This is a genomic window from Amycolatopsis orientalis DSM 40040 = KCTC 9412 (genome assembly GCF_000478275.1).
Lineage (GTDB): Bacteria > Actinomycetota > Actinomycetes > Mycobacteriales > Pseudonocardiaceae > Amycolatopsis > Amycolatopsis orientalis.
In genome coordinates, this window is record NZ_ASJB01000042.1 from 147,164 (window position 1) to 163,192 (window position 16,029).

The 16,029-nt window shown below is 68.3% G+C and carries 13 protein-coding genes; 7 read left to right on the top strand and 6 right to left on the bottom strand.

All coding sequences use genetic code 11. The features are described 5' to 3' along the window. Nucleotides 1–17 precede the first annotated feature (17 nt). Entirely contained in the window at nucleotides 18–1,646 is a 1,629-nt protein-coding gene (locus L324_RS10975) for a KGGVGR-motif variant AAA ATPase (RefSeq protein WP_037306171.1), read from the bottom strand. A gap of 3 nt (nucleotides 1,647–1,649) precedes the next feature. Continuing rightward, nucleotides 1,650–2,234, bottom strand: a complete 585-nt coding sequence (locus tag L324_RS10980) for a TIR domain-containing protein (RefSeq protein WP_037306174.1) — start codon at nucleotides 2,232–2,234, stop codon at nucleotides 1,650–1,652. Between the two features lie 244 nt (nucleotides 2,235–2,478). On the opposite strand from L324_RS10980, the gene L324_RS40905 reads away from it, so the two are divergent. Continuing rightward, complete coding sequence (locus L324_RS40905; protein ID WP_051173847.1) at nucleotides 2,479–3,414, top strand: SEFIR domain-containing protein; 936 nt, start codon at nucleotides 2,479–2,481, stop codon at nucleotides 3,412–3,414. Nucleotides 3,415–4,024: 610 nt separating this feature from the next. Here the strand turns inward: L324_RS40905 and shbA are convergent. Together shbA and L324_RS42750 are read right to left on the bottom strand one after the other, a co-directional pair. Next, complete coding sequence (gene shbA / locus L324_RS10990) at nucleotides 4,025–4,675, bottom strand: RNA polymerase sigma factor ShbA (RefSeq protein ID WP_037306176.1); 651 nt, start codon at nucleotides 4,673–4,675, stop codon at nucleotides 4,025–4,027. 4 nt (nucleotides 4,676–4,679) lie between these two features. Further along, complete coding sequence (locus tag L324_RS42750) at nucleotides 4,680–5,114, bottom strand: hypothetical protein (protein ID WP_037306178.1); 435 nt, start codon at nucleotides 5,112–5,114, stop codon at nucleotides 4,680–4,682. A 255-nt stretch (nucleotides 5,115–5,369) separates the two neighbouring features. On the opposite strand from L324_RS42750, the gene L324_RS40910 reads away from it, so the two are divergent. Beyond that, nucleotides 5,370–8,186, top strand: a complete 2,817-nt coding sequence (locus tag L324_RS40910; RefSeq protein ID WP_051173848.1) for a tetratricopeptide repeat protein — start codon at nucleotides 5,370–5,372, stop codon at nucleotides 8,184–8,186. Between the two features lie 3 nt (nucleotides 8,187–8,189). Beyond that, nucleotides 8,190–9,782: a protein kinase domain-containing protein gene (locus L324_RS40915; RefSeq protein WP_051173849.1), complete on the top strand. Its 1,593-nt coding sequence runs from the start codon at nucleotides 8,190–8,192 to the stop codon at nucleotides 9,780–9,782. Nucleotides 9,783–9,807: 25 nt separating this feature from the next. On the opposite strand, the gene L324_RS11010 is transcribed toward L324_RS40915, so the two are convergent. Continuing rightward, complete coding sequence (locus L324_RS11010) at nucleotides 9,808–10,797, bottom strand: hypothetical protein (RefSeq protein WP_152546797.1); 990 nt, start codon at nucleotides 10,795–10,797, stop codon at nucleotides 9,808–9,810. Between the two features lie 262 nt (nucleotides 10,798–11,059). Here L324_RS11010 and L324_RS42755 point away from each other — a divergent pair, with 262 nt between their 5' ends. The 4 genes from L324_RS42755 to L324_RS11025 all read left to right on the top strand — a co-directional run bounded on the left by L324_RS42755 (nucleotide 11,060) and on the right by L324_RS11025 (nucleotide 15,619). Then, nucleotides 11,060–11,218 (top strand): hypothetical protein, encoded by a 159-nt coding sequence (locus L324_RS42755; RefSeq protein ID WP_161780847.1) that lies wholly within the window; start codon nucleotides 11,060–11,062, stop codon nucleotides 11,216–11,218. Nucleotides 11,219–11,420: 202 nt separating this feature from the next. Further along, the gene (locus L324_RS11015; protein WP_051173850.1) at nucleotides 11,421–13,601 is read left to right on the top strand and encodes a helix-turn-helix domain-containing protein; all 2,181 of its coding nucleotides are present in this window, start codon (nucleotides 11,421–11,423) and stop codon (nucleotides 13,599–13,601) included. Between the two features lie 327 nt (nucleotides 13,602–13,928). Further along, nucleotides 13,929–14,276: an STAS domain-containing protein gene (locus tag L324_RS11020; protein WP_037306179.1), complete on the top strand. Its 348-nt coding sequence runs from the start codon at nucleotides 13,929–13,931 to the stop codon at nucleotides 14,274–14,276. An 89-nt stretch (nucleotides 14,277–14,365) separates the two neighbouring features. Further along, complete coding sequence (locus tag L324_RS11025) at nucleotides 14,366–15,619, top strand: PucR family transcriptional regulator (protein ID WP_235783492.1); 1,254 nt, start codon at nucleotides 14,366–14,368, stop codon at nucleotides 15,617–15,619. 1 nt (nucleotide 15,620) lies between these two features. On the opposite strand, the gene L324_RS11030 is transcribed toward L324_RS11025, so the two are convergent. Beyond that, complete coding sequence (locus L324_RS11030; protein WP_051173852.1) at nucleotides 15,621–15,983, bottom strand: STAS domain-containing protein; 363 nt, start codon at nucleotides 15,981–15,983, stop codon at nucleotides 15,621–15,623. Between the last annotated feature and the right edge of the window lie 46 nt (nucleotides 15,984–16,029).

Genomic DNA, 16,029 nt, shown 5'->3' on the forward strand with positions numbered 1-16,029 from the left:
AGAACGGTCGTCAAGGCCTACTGATCGAGAAATCCGCTGAATCCGTGCCGTGTCGCCCTGGCCTCGGCGATCTGCACGGCCCACTCGATCGCCGTGCGGGTGCCCGGCGGCGCGAGCACTCGCCGATCGGATCCGGTGTCGGTCGATCGGGATCGGGTGGCCAGCAGCAGGTCTTCGGCGAGTTCCTGAGCCCGTTCGCTCTCCCCCGCGCCGATCGCGAACTGCAGATCGGCGACGATCTCGTCCACCAGTCCCCACATCAGCGGACGCAGCTGTGCCCGCGCGGCCTGCCGGAGCACGCCCGCGACATCGAGTTCTCCCGGTTCGATGAGCGCCGTGGTACCGCCCAGCTGGTCCATGAGGCTCCGGGCGATCTCCACCGGGCCGCGGGAGGGGCCGAACCGGAGGTGTCTCAGGTTGCCGACGTAGCCCGGCAGGGTGTTCGGGTCGGTGTCCTCGGTGAGCACGGGAATGACCCTGCGGTCCTGGCCCAGGGTCCGGTGGAGGAACAGCTCGACCTCGGCCGATTGCCACCGGCTGACTTCGCCGTCGACGAGCAGGCACAGATGCCTCGCGTCGTCCGCCTTCCCGAGCATCGACCGTTCCCCGGACAACGACAGCACCGGCGACGCGCCGAGTTCTCCCAGGTACTTCATGAGGTCGCCGGCGAGATCCTTCGCGGGCCGCGGCGTACTGATCCGGACGTCATAGGCGAACGTGCTCTTCTCCGCCCGGATCGCGGCGACATAGGCGTCCCGGTTCTCGGCGAGCAGGTCCGTGCGGTCGAAGTCGTGCGCGACCACCGCTGCGACCGTTTCCAGTGCGAAACTGATCTGGTCCGCGGTCGGGTTGAGTTCCTTGACCACCGGGAGCTGCTCGCCGAAGGTCCAGTAGGAGACGTAAGGCAACGTCAGATGCCGGGACATCACATCGGGCGAGACATCGCGGTCGAGCCAGTTGCGGAACAGGCCCTTGGTCTCTTCGAGACAGATGCGCCGCCACTCCTCGGAGCGGGCGTACTCCTCGCGGGCGTCGAATCTCGACAGCACCGGCAGGACGGGCAACTGTGGCCGGTCGTAGGGCATGCGGTCACGAGCGACGTTGGCGCGTTCGGCGATGTCGACCGCGCCCTTCATGCTCTGCACGTTCGCCGTGAACAGGACGACGAGCCGGTCCGGGAGGTGGGCGGTGCAGATGCCCCCGATGTCGGAGATCCCCGTCCGGCTGTCGATGAGGATGTAGTCGTACTCGGCCGTCCACTGTTCACGGCACCGTTCGAGATAGTCTCCGAAGCCCTGCTCGTAGAGCGACTCCCAATCGAGCTTCTGCACCCGCCCGGCGTAAGCGGCGTCGGCCCGGCCCGCGGTGACGACGTCGAGCTTTTCGGCACCGCGAAGCCGGGTCGTGTGCGCGCCGGGGCGCAGCCTGCCGACGAGGAAGTCGTCGATCAGATCCACCACGCCACCGGACGGGGCCGCGCTCATCATCGGCCGGAAGTAGGCGTCCAGACCGGGTGCCTCGAGATCCCAGTCCAAACACAACACCCGATGCCCCCAGCGGGCGAGGAGGACGGCGATGTTGGCCAGCGTGAAACTCCGCCCGACGCCGCCCTTGTAGGAGTAGAAGGTGACCACGGTTCCCGGCATGGGTCAGAACCTCGGCAGCTTCGGCGGCTTGGGCTGGTCGGGCGGCGGTGTTTCGACCGGCCAATCAGGACGCCACCTGGGCGCCTGGTCGATGATCTCCACCAGTTCCTGGACCATCCGCTCCATCTCACGGTTGAAGTCGAGGTACTCATCGGTGTTCTGGTACTGAGGATGCGGCTGATTCCAGCTCCGGAAACTGCGCATCCGCCGCTCATGGGCGTAGTTCGGAAAGTTTTCGGAGTCGCTGAAGATCACCGGGTAGATCAGCCTGCCCGCCTTCACCGAGCCGTCCCGACCGACGAGTTCCTCCCGTTTCGCCATGGTGTGCCATTCGGCGAGACACCACTCGTCGCGGAAGTACTTCGGCGAACAAACGGGGATCAGTATCCGAGTGCGCTGCAACGCGTCTCGAACCTCCTGTGGCCATTTGCCGCCGATGGGAACACTGTCGTCCAGAAATATCCTGACGTCATAGTCGACATTGTCGTCCAGAAGTCTCTGCAGCCGTGGATGGAAGTGATTCCGCACCCAGTCCGGGGCATCACCTCCGCCACGGCGGTAACTGATGAACAGGTGGTACTCGTACACGAGCGCCCTTGCTCCTTCACACCCCGACCTGCTGGACAGCCCTGATCGTAGGGGGCGACGACGCCGTCGAAAAAGGTACAAAAACACGACAAAAACTGGACACGGCCGCGCCGCGAAGACCGTCCTGGACACCCGCGTACCCGGAAAAGACAGAAAGGTGACAAGCGAACGACAAAGGGTGCGCCCGCCCGCGCGATCGTCAACAATGCGACCCACCCGCGTTCCCCTCAGAACAGGAGAGTCGATGGCCGACAACGAGGCGCCGCACGTGTTCGTCACTTACGCACACGATTCACCGGAACACAAGGAGCGGGTCCGCCTCTTCGCGGATTTCCTGCACAGCCGGATCGGCCTGGAAGTACACCTCGACCAATGGGACGACGGTGAACGCCGCGACTGGTCTTTGTGGGCGTTGGAGCACCTCGACACGGCGAATTTCGTGGTGGTCGTCGCTTCTCCGGAATACAAACGCCGTGCCGAGGGAACGGCGGCACCCGACGAAGGGCGGGGTTCCCAGTTCGAGGCCGCGCGGCTCCGGGACCGGCTGACCCGTGACCTCGGCCGCGAGATCAAGCGGGTGCTCCCGGTCGTGTTCCCCCAGCAGTCCATCGAGGACATCCCGAACTTCCTCAACCCCTACTCCACCACGAGATATCCCATCGAGGCGTTCACCGAGGAGGGCGTGGAGGACCTGCTGGCCGCGATCACCGGCAGGGCCCGGCATCAGCGGCCCGAGCGCGGGCCATGGCGTGGCGGCTCGGTGGGCGCGGCCGGTCCCCACCGATGTTCGCTCGCGACCGACCTGCGGTGGCGGGCCTGCAGCCCGCAAGTCAGGACGGAGGGGGCGCGGATCAACGATGTGCACTACACGGACAGCATCGTCGTGCGGGCGGCGGAGCGGCTCGCCTTCGTCGAGGTGGACCTCGGGATGGCCTACCGGAGGCTGACCGCGGTGGCCGGCGTCGTCGACGACGCCATCGAACCCTTCCAGGTAGGACACTTCCGCGTTCTCCTCGACGGAAGACCTTCACCCGAGATCAAGGTGGCGCTGGGGAAACCGGCCACGATCGACGTCGACGTCACCGGCGTGCTCACGCTGCGGCTGGAGTTCCACCGCCCGGGCACCACCGACGCCAAGTGGCTGCCGGAACTGGCCTGGGGCGATCCCACCTTGGAATAGCCCGCAGCTGGTCGTGAGTGGTAAGGACGGTTCTGAGCCAAAGGTGTTTCAGGCACCTACCGGGGGTAGGTTCGTTAGCGGCCGGCTCGGACCATCGCCATCAGCCTCAGTGACACCACCAGTCACAGCGGTAGCGCGCGAAGGCCCCCTTCCCTCGGCTCAGCCGAGGAAACTCGACCTTCACACCTTCCCCAGTACATGATGGTCCCCTTCCTTGCGCCAGGCGCAAGGAAGGGGACCATCATGTACTTCGCCGCGAGCAAAGCCGCGGCTGGTCGTGAGTGGTAAGTGCCGTTAGAACGGCACTTATTGGCGAGTAAGGCAAACTTGGCGTGTTGCGTGCGCTATCGGCTCGCGCCGCGGTCTGATGTCTCCAATGTGGCATTGGGGGCGCTCAGCGTCTCCAATGCCACATTGGAGACATGCCCGGCTCCCGGAGTCTTCACCGAGATGTCGCGAAAGCCTCTTTCAGGACACCACATGTCCCGAAAGAGGCTTTCGCGACATGATCGGCAGCAGCGGCTTCGGGGAACGCGCAGTTGGGGGTGTCGGTCACAACAACTTTGCCTTACCCCTCAATAACACTCACGACCAGCTGTACCGGCCAGCCTCAGAAGTCGTCCTCCCGCTGCGCCAGTTCGCGGAGCTTCACCAGCGCCCGGTGCTGTTTGACCCGCACGTTCCCCGGGCTGAGCCCGAGGGCGGCCGCGGTCTCGGTGGCCGTCATGCCGACGACGATCCGCAGGGTGAGCACCTCCTGCTGCACTCGCGGAAGCGTGGCGACGAGCTTGCCGAGCCGGGCGCCGAGGTCGACGCCGAGCATATGGCTCTCCGGCTCGTTGCTGACCGGGCCGGCCTCCGGCAGTTCCGGTACGGGATCCGACCGGTCACGGGACACGGCGCGGAAGGCGTCGGCGACCTTGTTCGCCGCGATCGCCCGGACTAGGTAGATGAACGAGCCGCCCCGGTCTTCGTACGACGGCAGCATCTTGAACACCGCGAGGCAGACCTCCTGCGCGACGTCGTCGGCCGACAGGTACGAAAGATCGCGGCCACCCATGCGCGCGCGGCAGTAGCGCACCAGCGCCGGCTTCACGACGGCCAGCAACGCGTGGACCGCGTCCGGATCCCCGGTCTTCGCCGCGACGACGAGCGGGTCGAGGACCTCCTTGGTCATCCGGCCCGACGGGCGCGGCGCGGTCCGCAAAGTGGTGTAGCCCTTGACGTCGTCGGCGACCGGGCGGGTGTCGATGGTCGTCATCGGGTCAGCCCATCACTTTCGCACTGGAATCGAGCCGCCGGACCTGCGCGATGAAGGCGTTCATCCGCCATCGCAGGGTGTATGCCTTCGCGGTGCCACCGAAAGCCTTCTTCTCGTGGAGGATCGCGGCCACTTCACCGATCGTGCGCCCATTCGCCTCGGAGATCCGCAAGGAGATCTGCTGCCGGATTCCGGCGGGCATGACGGACTCGGCGATCATCGGATTTCCGTCGTCCGCGATCGACCAGCCGTTCCTCGCGACCTTTTTCTTGAAGACGTGCCGCAGCTGCTGCCCGCTCAAGGTCGTTTCCACGCGCCGCGGCCGGAAACCGTGTCTCTTGAAGGCGGAGTAGCCCAGGTACACGATGATGATCACGGCGACGATCAGGGCGCTGGTCGCGCTGTTCCCCTCACTCGCGGCTCCAGTGGCGATTCCCATGGTCTCTCCCGGGCGTTCACGGTTCGAATACCCGGTAATCGAGCGACCCGGGCATCGCGTTGCGGCCCGCGATTTGTTGTCCTCGTTTTGTCCGTTGCCGAAATTCCCGCCATCACGACTTCTCGGCGGATTCCACCGAAAGACCGGTCAAATCAAGGACAGTTCTTCGTATCGGCGCGATCACCGGTAGCGAAATCGCGTCCGTGGTCGATCCTTGCGCAGGCGTACCGACACGATCACTGGGAGAGAGCGCAGATGACGGATCCCGACCCTGGCCTGTCCGATGCCCGAAGCTCGGATCGTTTCGATGTCTTCCTGTGTTTCACCAGAGCCGATCCCGATGGCGCGGCGCGGGTCGTCGAGATCGAAGCGGCGCTTCGTGACGCAGGGCTCCGCGTCTTCCGGGACACCGTCATCGACGAGTTCGCGCCGATCACCCGCGAACTCGCCGACGCGATCGCCGGCTCGCGCGTCCTGCTGGTGTACTACTCCCGGGTCCTTCCGACCCGCTATGCCTGTCAATGGGAACTGACCGCGGCCTTCGTCGCCGCCAGGCGCCACGGCGCTCCGGCGGACCGCGTGCTCGCCATCAATCCGGATCCCGACAGCGCTCACCTCGCGCCCGTGGAACTGGCCGACGCCAAGTTCTTCACCGGTCCGGTCACCCGCGAGACCCTGCCCGCCCTGGTCGAGCGGGTCGTGCGCAAGGTGGCCGAGGCCGGCCATCCCCTCGGTGCCCGGAACCGGGTGCCCGGACGGCGGCCCCCGGCCAGGACGGTCGGGAGGTACCGGGAACTCTGGGCCGTGCACAGTGGCCTTCACGCCGCCGAATACCCGGGAATGACACCGTATTCCCGGCCGGTGGTGATGGTGCGCGGGCTGCCGGGCGTGGGCAAGACCGCCCTGGCGGAACAGTACGCCTACCTCTTCCACGACGCCTTCGACGGCGGCGTGATCCGGCTGGGCCCGTTCGGGCATCACGCTCCCGAAGAGGTGCTTTCCCAGTTCCACCTCGCTTTGGCCCGGGTCGCCGGAGACCGGCTGGGTACCGACGTGTCCGGAATGGACCTCGACCGGCTGCGCGATCACGTCGCCGAGCGGATCGGCAAGGACGGCAAGCGAGTCCTCGTCCTCATCGACGACGTTCCGGCCGGGCTCCCGCCGAACGTCCTCGACCGGTTGCTGCTCCCCACGTCCGAAGTGGCCACGCTGCTCACCAGCCGGGTGCGGCATTCCCCTTGGGACGTCGCGACGGTCGACCTCACCGGGTTGTCGCCGGAGGAAGGACTCCGGCTGTTCAGCGAATACCGCGCCCCCGCCGATGACGCCGAACGCGACGCGGTGCTGCGTCTCGTCGAACGGTGCGGCGGGCACCCGATCACGGTGCGCGCCAACGCGTTGAGCGTCCGGCATCTCCCGGGGCCGCTCGACGACGCCGCCCTCGCCTCTCGCCCGGACACCGCCCCGCCGGCGATCCGTGCCCTGCTCGCCGGATTCGGCAGGCTCGCCTCCGGCATCGTCCGGCTGGGCGCCTTGCTGGCCCCGGTCCCCTTTCCCCTCGGTTTCGCCCGTGACGTTCTCGGATTCGCCGACGAACGCGCTTTCGCGCAGGCCGTCGACGAGCTGGTGACGCGCTGCGCGGCCTCCCGGGTGGACGGCGGACTGCAGCTGCAACCACTCGTGGCGGAGGTGGCCAGGACCGACCTCGACCCGGGCGACCTGCCGACGGCCGCGGCGAAAGCCTTGCTACGACTGCTTTCCGACGAGCGTGCCGAGTACCGGGACTTCCTCCTCCAGCATGCCCGCGTCCTCGCCGAACGCACTTCCGCGGCATTCCGCGTCCGGCTGCTGCGCCCGATCGCGGCCGCGCACGAAAAGCAGGGAGATCCGCTGGCGGCGGGGGAAATCCACGCCATGATCCTGACCGCCGAGGAGGCCACGAGCACGGATTTCGCGACGGCGGCACGGGTGGAGATCGCCTGCGGGCTCTACCCGGAGGCCACCCGGCACGCCCGGCGCGCGCTGCTCCTGGCGGGCACCGAGGACGAGCGGTACGCGGCCAGGCTGATCGCCGCACAGGCACTCGACTGCCAGGGCGACTATGCCGCCGCCGAGCGGACGTTCTGGCGGGACTACGCCGGACGATTCCCGAGCCGTCGCGAAGACCGGTTGCCCGCGGTCGTGGCGAGCGCGCAGGCGTGGCGCCTGCGCGGCCGCCCCCGGGAGGCCGTCACCTCGCTCGAAGCGATCTTGCCGGAGCTCCACGACGCCCCGCCCGGGCCGCTGCGCGACGACCTCCTGCCTTCGGCCTTGCTCGAATACGCCCGTGCCCTGCTGCTCGACGGCCATCCCCGGCGGGCACGCCAGGTCGCGGCGGAGGTGATCGCGTCCTTTCACCACACCGGCCGGGAACGGCACTTCCGGTGTACCGAAGCCGAATTACTGCAGGCGGAGGCGACGGTCACGCTCGATCTGCGCGACCTTCGCCCGGACCGCACCGATTGGGAGCGCTCCGCCACGGAACTGCGTGAACTCGAAAGCACGTATGGGAAACGCTACGGCTCCGAGAATCCGCTGACCCTGACCGTCGCGGTCATGGCCGATCGCGCGCTCCTGGCACTGGGGCGGCCGAAACAGGCCTTACGCGTGCTGAGCGCGACCGAGCAGACCGTGGTGCGCGTCCTCGGCGGCGAACATCAGCTGCGGTACCGGATCAGGCACGGCATGGCGCTGGCGCACGGGCAGTTGCGCGAGTTCGGGCGCCAGGCCGATCTCCTCGAAGACATCCTCCAGCCCCAGATCCGGCTGCTGGGCCTGACCCATCCGGAAACCCTGGAAAGCAGACTCGACCTCGGCATCGCACTGGCCTTCAGCGGCCGCGGCCAGTACCGGCGCGCCACGGAACTGGTCGACGGCGCGGCGGACGACATCGTCGCCGCGCTCGGCATCGCGACCGAACTGTCGACGAAGGCCATCGCGGCGAAACGGGTGATCCGGCTCCCCGGCCCCCTCGTCTCCGCGCTGTTCACGGCCGAACGGCTGTTCGGTACGGGTAAGAAGAAGGGCGAATGACTCATGGAAGGTGAACTGGCCGGGCGCTACCGGCTGGGCGAGTCGCTGGGCAGAGGCCCGGCGGGAGAGGTCTTCGCCGCCACCGGGCCGGACGGCGAGGACTACGCGATCAAGCTGCTGCCCGTCGGCCCCGCGCCGGATCCGTCGCTGCTCGCGGGCTTTCTCCGTGCCCAGTCCCAGCTCGTCGGCCTGCGGCATCCCAACCTCGTGGTCCTGCACGACGTCCTCGTCGAGGACGAGGTCATCGCGCTGGTCCAGGATCGCGTGCCCGGTGGCTCGCTGCGGCAGTGGCTCGACACCGCGGGCACCCTGCTCCCGGCGGAGCTGGCCAGGATCGGCGCGGGTGTCGCGTCGGCCCTGCACGAGGTGCACTCGCTCGGGATCGTCCACGGGGCCGTCGAACCCGCCAACATCCTCATGGACGACACCGGCCCGGTGCGGACACCCCGCTTGTCGGACACGGCCACGTCGCTGCTGAAACCCCGGGAGCCGGGGAGCACTTCCCTGCTGGCGGCTTCGGCGTACGCGGCGCCCGAGGCAGGCGAAAGCGGCCCCGCCGCCGACCTGTACGCGCTCGGCGCGCTGCTCTACGAGCTGTACTGCGGGGTCACGCCGTTCGTGCCCGGTTTCGTCCGGGCCGCCGACGAAGGACCGGGACGGCCGGGGCAGCTGCCGGAGCCGCTGTGGGACCTGATCCGGCTGCTCCTGGCCTTCGACCCGTCGTTCCGGCCGACGGCGGACCGGACGGCCGCCGTGCTCCGTGCGATGGCGCCCGACCTCCTCGGCGTACCGGTCGGGCAGCGGCTCGACCGGCCGCCACGGCCCGAATCGGCGAAAGACCGGCAAGACAGCCTTCCACCCTCGTTCCTGATCGGAGACCAGATGTACGGCGAGCAGTTGTACAGTCCCCCGCCCCGGCGAAGGAGACGATGGGTGCCGATCACCCTCGCCACCACCGTGGTCGCCGCCGGGGCCATCACCACCGTGGCCCTGACCGGCACTTCGCCGTCGTCCGGTCCGCAGGCGGCCCCACCGGTGCCCACGACGACGGTGCAGGTCACGGCTCCGCCGTCGTCGGTACCGGGCAGCACCGCACAGGCGGCGGTGAGCACGTCGACGTCCGCCCCGCCGAGTTCGCCTTCCCTGCCGGCCGAACGCTACCTGACCGAACTGGACCCGGTGCGGGGCTCGTTCGACTCCGGCCAGCAGACCGGCGCGATCGCGGGCAAGACCTACCTGCACACCCTGGCCACCCGTGTCTACGAGTGCGGCGGCGCCGACTTCGCCGAATACAACCTTTCCAAGGGTTTCCGGCGGCTCGTCGCTTCGGCGGGCCTGGACGACAACTCGCCGGACTCGACGCTCAAAGTGCAGCTGGAGATCTTCGGGGACAACCGCAAACTGCTCTCGACCACGCTCGAGCTGAACAAGATGGTGCCGATCGACCTCGACCTCACCGGCGTGCTCCGGCTCAAGATCGGCTGGCAACCGGTGAAATCCGGGGAGTGCGGAGCGTCGGGCAACCATCTCGACCTCGGTGAGGCCAAAGTGCTCGGACTGCCCGAGGAGATGCCGCCGCCCACCACCACGAGCTGACCACCCCTCTTGGCTTGCCCGGGCGTCAGTTCACCGAGCCGGGCAAGCCGGGATCCGGGGATTTCCAGCGCACACCGTAGGCGAATCCCGGCGTGAGGTTCCGGAAGTGGACGTGGATCTCTCCGGAAGCGTCCGGCGTCAAGAGGGTTCCCCGCGTCGCGTCGTCACTCGCGTCGTCCTGGAAAACCCGCTCCAGTTGCACGATTTCCGCCGGGACCGGCAGGCCGAACCGGACGTGCAGATCGAACAGGTCGACCGGATGCCGCGGAACGCAGACGAAATGCGGGTGCCCGAAGGCCGCCCTGAACCGCAGCGCGATTTCATGCTTGTCGTGCCGCTGAAGCGGTGTGGGTAATTGTAACGACATGCCGACCCGGTCGGTGGACTCCATCACGCGTCCGGCGAGACGTCCACCGTGGAACACGTCGACCCGGAGAGCGTCGGCGCCGATCGCTTCACCCTGATAGACCGAGTCGGTCAGGGTGAGCGCGAGATCCAGCTCGGTGATGTCGTCCGCGTCCGCGACGATCCGGCGGAATTCGAAAACCTCGGGCACGGGCTGATCGAGCGCCAGCGTCACCCGCAACTCCTCGGTGTGCCACCTCTTGCTCGGCTGCGCCGATTCGGTCTCGTCGGATTCTCTTGTGGACGCCGCGGCGACCTCCGCGAGCCGTTCCAGGCCCTCGTCGATGCGACGGCGCGCGGTCCGGTCGTCGCGCTCGAGGTATCTGGCCAGCCAGCGCACGCGGTCCTGATAGAAGGGCTTCGTCGCTTCCGGGTGCAGCCCGAACGCTGCCAGCACGGCGGTGCGCAGATCCTCGGGCAGCGAACGCGTCCACTCGGAGAGGCATTCGGTCGTTCTTCTCCTGATCTCCGCGTTTTCGTCGTCATCGGCCATACCGCAGGCCGCGCGCAACGCGGGTCCGGCACGTTCGGCGAGCTGAGGTGCCGAAATTCCCCTGCCCCGCCGGAGCAGCTTCAATTCACCGGCCAGGTCCGCGGCGCTGATGTTCACCAGTCCTCCCCTAGTGGTTCAAGCACGGTGGTCAATAGTCGTCAGCGCGGACGCCCGTGTCCAGCCGGTAACGGCGGTATATCGCCGATCGTTATTCAGGGTTTTCCTTTCCCGCTCATACGGGAAACAGGAAACTCCTTGTCGCGCCCAGGTGGGCATCGCATTCTTGGTGAGCCGCCACGATTTCGCGGCGAATAACACCCGAACCAGCGGTTTTCCCGCGTTGTCGAGTGCTGCCCTGGCACGCCCCGAAGGAGTCGGAATGAAGGTCGAGTGCTCGTTTTCGCTGCTCGTACGGCTGGCTTTCTGGCTGTGGGTGGTCGCGCTCCTCATCGGAGTGGTGCTCGGCGGCGCGTCGGGAACCGCGTCCGCGAACCCGGTCGAACCCGTGGTCGCCACGCACGGAAAGGAGGTGGATTGATCATGCAGACCCACGCCATCGGCCTGATCCTGGCCCTGCTCGGCTTCGTTTTCGGCTGAGGACGACGATGATCAACGACCATGGGCTGTGCGCGCAGCCGCCGGCCGGGTCCGCGGACCCGGCCGGCGCCCCGGTGGAAAATGGACGGTGCCGGGGCACTGTCCACACGGCCATACTGATCCTCCGACGAGGATGGGTGCTGATGAACGAGAGAGCCACGTTCGGAGCGGAGCTGAGACGCCGCCGCAGAGCGGCAGGCATCTCCCTGACCGAACTCGCCGCTCGCACCCACTACAGCAAGGGTTATCTCAGCAAGGTCGAAACCGGGCTCTCCGCACCGAATCCCGCACTCGCCTCGATGTGCGAAGCCGAACTCGGCGTGGAGGGGGTGCTGACCCCCCTGCTGCCCGCCGAACCGTCACGGCGCAGGACACGACCCGACGTGCGGCCGTCCGGGTTACCGGCGGCGACGTCCTCCTTCACCGGCCGGACAACGGAACTGCGGGCGATCCGGGCGGCGCTGGAAACCGACGGCGGCGTCTGCGTCGTGTCCGGCATGGGCGGGGTCGGCAAGACGGCACTCGCGGTCCGGTGCGCGCACCGGCTGGAATCCGGATTCGCCGACGGCTGCCTGTTCATCGACCTGCGCGGCCACGAGTCCGGCGGACCCGCCACCGTGCACGACAGACTGTTGCGCCTGCTCGGCGTTCCGGCGGACCGCATCCCGGCCGATCCGGACGACCGCGCGGCGCTGTACCGATCCCGGCTTCGCGGTCGCAGTCTTCTCCTGGTGCTGGACAACGCGATCAACGCGGCTCAAGTGCGCCCGCTGCTGCCCGCCGAGCCGAAATGCCGCGTGCTGATCACCAGCAGATCCAGGCTGAGCGCGCTCGACGACGCCGAACACGTTTCGCTGGACATGCTCCCGCTCGCCGCGGCTGTCGGCCTTTTCACCACCGTCACCGGTGTTCCCGACAGCGCCGCCGTCACCCGGGTGGTGCAACGGTGCGGCAGGCTCCCGCTCGCGATCCGGATCGCCGCGGCGAGGTTCCGCGCGCATCCGGCGTGGGACGTCGCGGAACTCGAACGGCGCCTGGACGACGAAAGCGCCCGCCTCGGCGAACTGGACGACGGCGAACGCACGCTCGCCGCGGCCTTCCAACTGTCGGTACGGCAACTCAGTGCCGCCGAAGCGAGACTCTTCGGTCTGCTCACCGTCCATCCCGGAACCGACGTCGACATCCAGACCGCGAGCGCGCTGAGCGCCCTTTCGCTCCGGGAGACAGATCGTTTGCTGGATCGTCTTCACGAAGCTCATCTCATCACCCAGCCCGAACCCGATCGATACGGATTCCATGACTTGCTGCACGCTTTCGCGGCTGAATTCGTACTCACCGACGCGGAGGACGAAATGAAAGCGTTCAGCAGGCTCACCGCTTTCGCGGTACGGAGCGCCGCTCACGCCGACAGGGAACTCACCCCGCACCGCTTCATCCCGGAGATCACCTTCGATCCGGGACTCCCGGAACCGGCCCGGCTGGACGACAGTGAAATGGCGATGTCCTGGTTCCGCACCGAATGGCCGGGGCTGGTCGCCCTGTGCCGGAAGGCGGGCGAGCGCGGTGAGCACGAGCGGTGCTGGCAGCTGGCCTTCTTCCTGCGCGACTTCTTCTTCGTCGCCAAGCTCTGGGACCCGTGGCTGGAGACCCATCGCTGGGCACGCGCGTCCGCCGAGGCGATCGGGCACACGTGGGCACTGGCCACCACCACGGCCAATCTGGGCGTCGCGTACGTGGATCGCGGTGATCTGGACGAAGCGTCGGAGTGCTACGGCGAGGCGCTCGCCCTCTTCCGGCGTATCGGCGACGGCCACGGGGAAAGCACCGCGCTGGCGCACAGCGGCTGGGCCGACCACTACCGGGGCAAGCACCACGACGCGCTCCGGGATCTCCGGCAGGCGCGGGCGTTCTACCTCCGTGACGGCAACCGCCGCAACGCCGCGATCACCGGCCGTGGGATCGCGCTGGCGCTGACCGCGCTCGGACGGTCCGCCGAGGCCGCCGAGATAGCCATCGAAACGTTGTCCGTCTTCGACGAACTCCGGCTGGACCTCGACGCCGCGATGGCCCTCAACTGCGCGGGCTGGGCCTGGTACCACGCGGGACGCCACGACCTCGCCGCCTCGGCCTATCGCGCCGCCGCAGACCGGGCGGAGGCCTGCGGAAGCTCCTACGAAACCGCACGCGCGTACCTGGGTCTCGGCAACGTGGCCGCGGCCGAAGGCTCAGCCGCGCTGGCGACCGACCTGTGGGGCCGGGCCGACGAGATCCACCCCGACCTCGACCGGGTCATGGTCGGCGAGGCCCGGGCGCGACTCCCGTGACCGCCGGTCCTGCTGGGGCTGAAGGGGACTTTCCCCGCATGCGATGCGAGGAAAGCTCCCTTCGCCGCGTGAGATGAGGGGAAGGGGCCCTTCAGCTCCCGCCGACGGGAGCAGCGGAGTGAGCGGTGGGTGGCTCGCTCATCCGGCGGTTCGGGCCGCGGGGCTGCTACGGTTGACTCGTCGCGGTTCAGACACCAGCCGCCGGGTCCCTTCTTTCGGGTCCGGCATGCCCTCTGGGCGTCAGCCGGTCCCCCATACCGGCAAGGAGTCAACTTGACCGACCATCGCGCGCCCGCCGCTTATCCGCCCCGCACAACCCGGAGATTCGTGTCCCCTCTCGACATCTCGGTCACCGCGTCCGACACCGACACGGTGGTCACCGTTTCCGGTGAAATCGATCTTGCCGTCTCCGACAGCCTGCGGCGGAGCCTGGAGGAGGAACTCCGGTTCACCCCGGCGGCGTTGATCGCGGACCTGTCCAAGGTCACCTTCTGTGATTCATCCGGTTTCACCGCTTTTGTCCAGATCAGGGCGAAGGCCGAAGAGGCGGGGGTCCCGTTCATCCTGGTCACCCAGGAGCGGGCCTTGCTGCGCCCGATGTCGCTCCTCGGACTCGACGCCGTCTTCAACGTGCACCCGACCCTCGATTCGGCCAGGGACGCGCTCACGCACTGACTCCGGATCCCCGAGTGCCCGCTTTCCTGCCTGGTGAGCGGCCTCGGGGAGGCACGCGCCACGCGCTCCGACGCCGTCCGGCTGTCATGATGGCCGCTGTGACGGCTGACAAGGATCCCGGATTCCGTATCGGCGGACGGCCATTGGCGGAACGGCTGACCGAAGTCCTGCCGTCGCTCGCGAAGACGGTTCTCGCCGAGATCGTCTCCCGGATCCCGGAGTACGGCCATCTGCCAGCCGAGGAGCTCAGCGGCGACATCACGCACGTGATCGAGCAGAACCTGCGGTCGTTCATCGACACCCTGCGCACCGGGGCGACGCCCACCCGGCGGGAACTCGACTTCCTCCGCGAATCCGCTGCCCGCCGCGCGGAAGAGGGCATCCCCATCGACATCGTCCTCACCGCGTACCACATCGGCATCCAAGCGGTCTGGGCGTCGCTGACTCCGGACGCGCGCCCGGACGAGGTCGCCGACGTCCTGGCCGTCAACGCGCTCACGTTGCGCTACCTCGAAGTCGTCACACCCGCGGTCGGCGCGGGATACCTCGACGAACGCCAGACGATGTTCGACGACGAACGTTCGGCGCGGCATACGGTGTTTTCCGCCCTGCTCGACGGCGAACCGGCCGACGTCGCCGCGGGACAGGCGGGTCTGCGCCTGCCGCCCTGCTACATCGTCCTCGCGGCGTCGATCGGGGCGCATCCCGACGAGGAGGCCAGCGGCGTCGACCCGCTGGTCGCGGGACGCCGGAAACTCCGGCGGCTGCGGGTCGAACTGGAACGGCAGATCCGGGGCACGGTCCTGACCTCGCTCACCCCGGACGGCGGAATCGCCTTGCTGCCGTACGAAACCCCGGCCGAGGAACTGTCCACAAGCGACTGGTCGCGGCTGAGGCGAGTACTCGCCGACGTCGCCCGGACGGCGGGCGCGGAGGTCACCGCCGCGGCCGCGGCCGCCGGACCTGCCGACGTGCCCGCCGCGGCGAAACTGGCGCAGGACGTGCTCGCGGTCGCGACGGGCGCGGGCAGGCCACCGGGGCTCTACCGGCTCGACGACGTCCTGCTCGAATACCAGCTGTCGCGTCCCGGCCCGGCCCTCGACCGGCTGGCCACCCGGCTGGAACCCTTGAACGGCAACGAGGAACTCCTGCAGACGCTGGAGACGTTCCTGCGCCATGGCGGACGACGGCAGACCGCGACCGCCGTCGGTGTCCATCCCAACACCGTCGACTACCGGCTGCGCCGGATCGCCGAGCTGACCGGGCTGGACCCCACCCGGCTCGAGCACATCGCCCTGCTGAGCGCGGCGCTCGTGGCCCGGTCCGCCGCCGCCCGGGACTGACTCACGATTTCTCCAGGGTCCGGAGGCTGACGTCGTCACAGAGATCCAGCAGGCGGCGCACCGAGCGGCACGCGCCGGGGCAGACGTACAAGCGGGTTCCCGTCTCGTCGGCGAGCAGGTGCGCCCGCTGGAGGACCCGGACGCCGGCCGCACCGAAGAACCCGACCGCGGACAGATCGACGATGAGTTTCGCGCCGTTGCCGTGCAGCCGTTCGCTGAGCAGCTCCCACAGCCGTGGCGCGGTGCCGAGATCGACTTCGCCGCCAACCTCGACCACGGCGGTGCCCCGGGTCGGCCTGCGTACACGCAGGCGTAGCCGCCCCGGCGCTCCTTCCACCGTGTGGGTCGTGGTCAGCGAGGTCATACCCCGAAATACCCAGGCCCCGCGGGGGACGAAACAGGCGCACGAC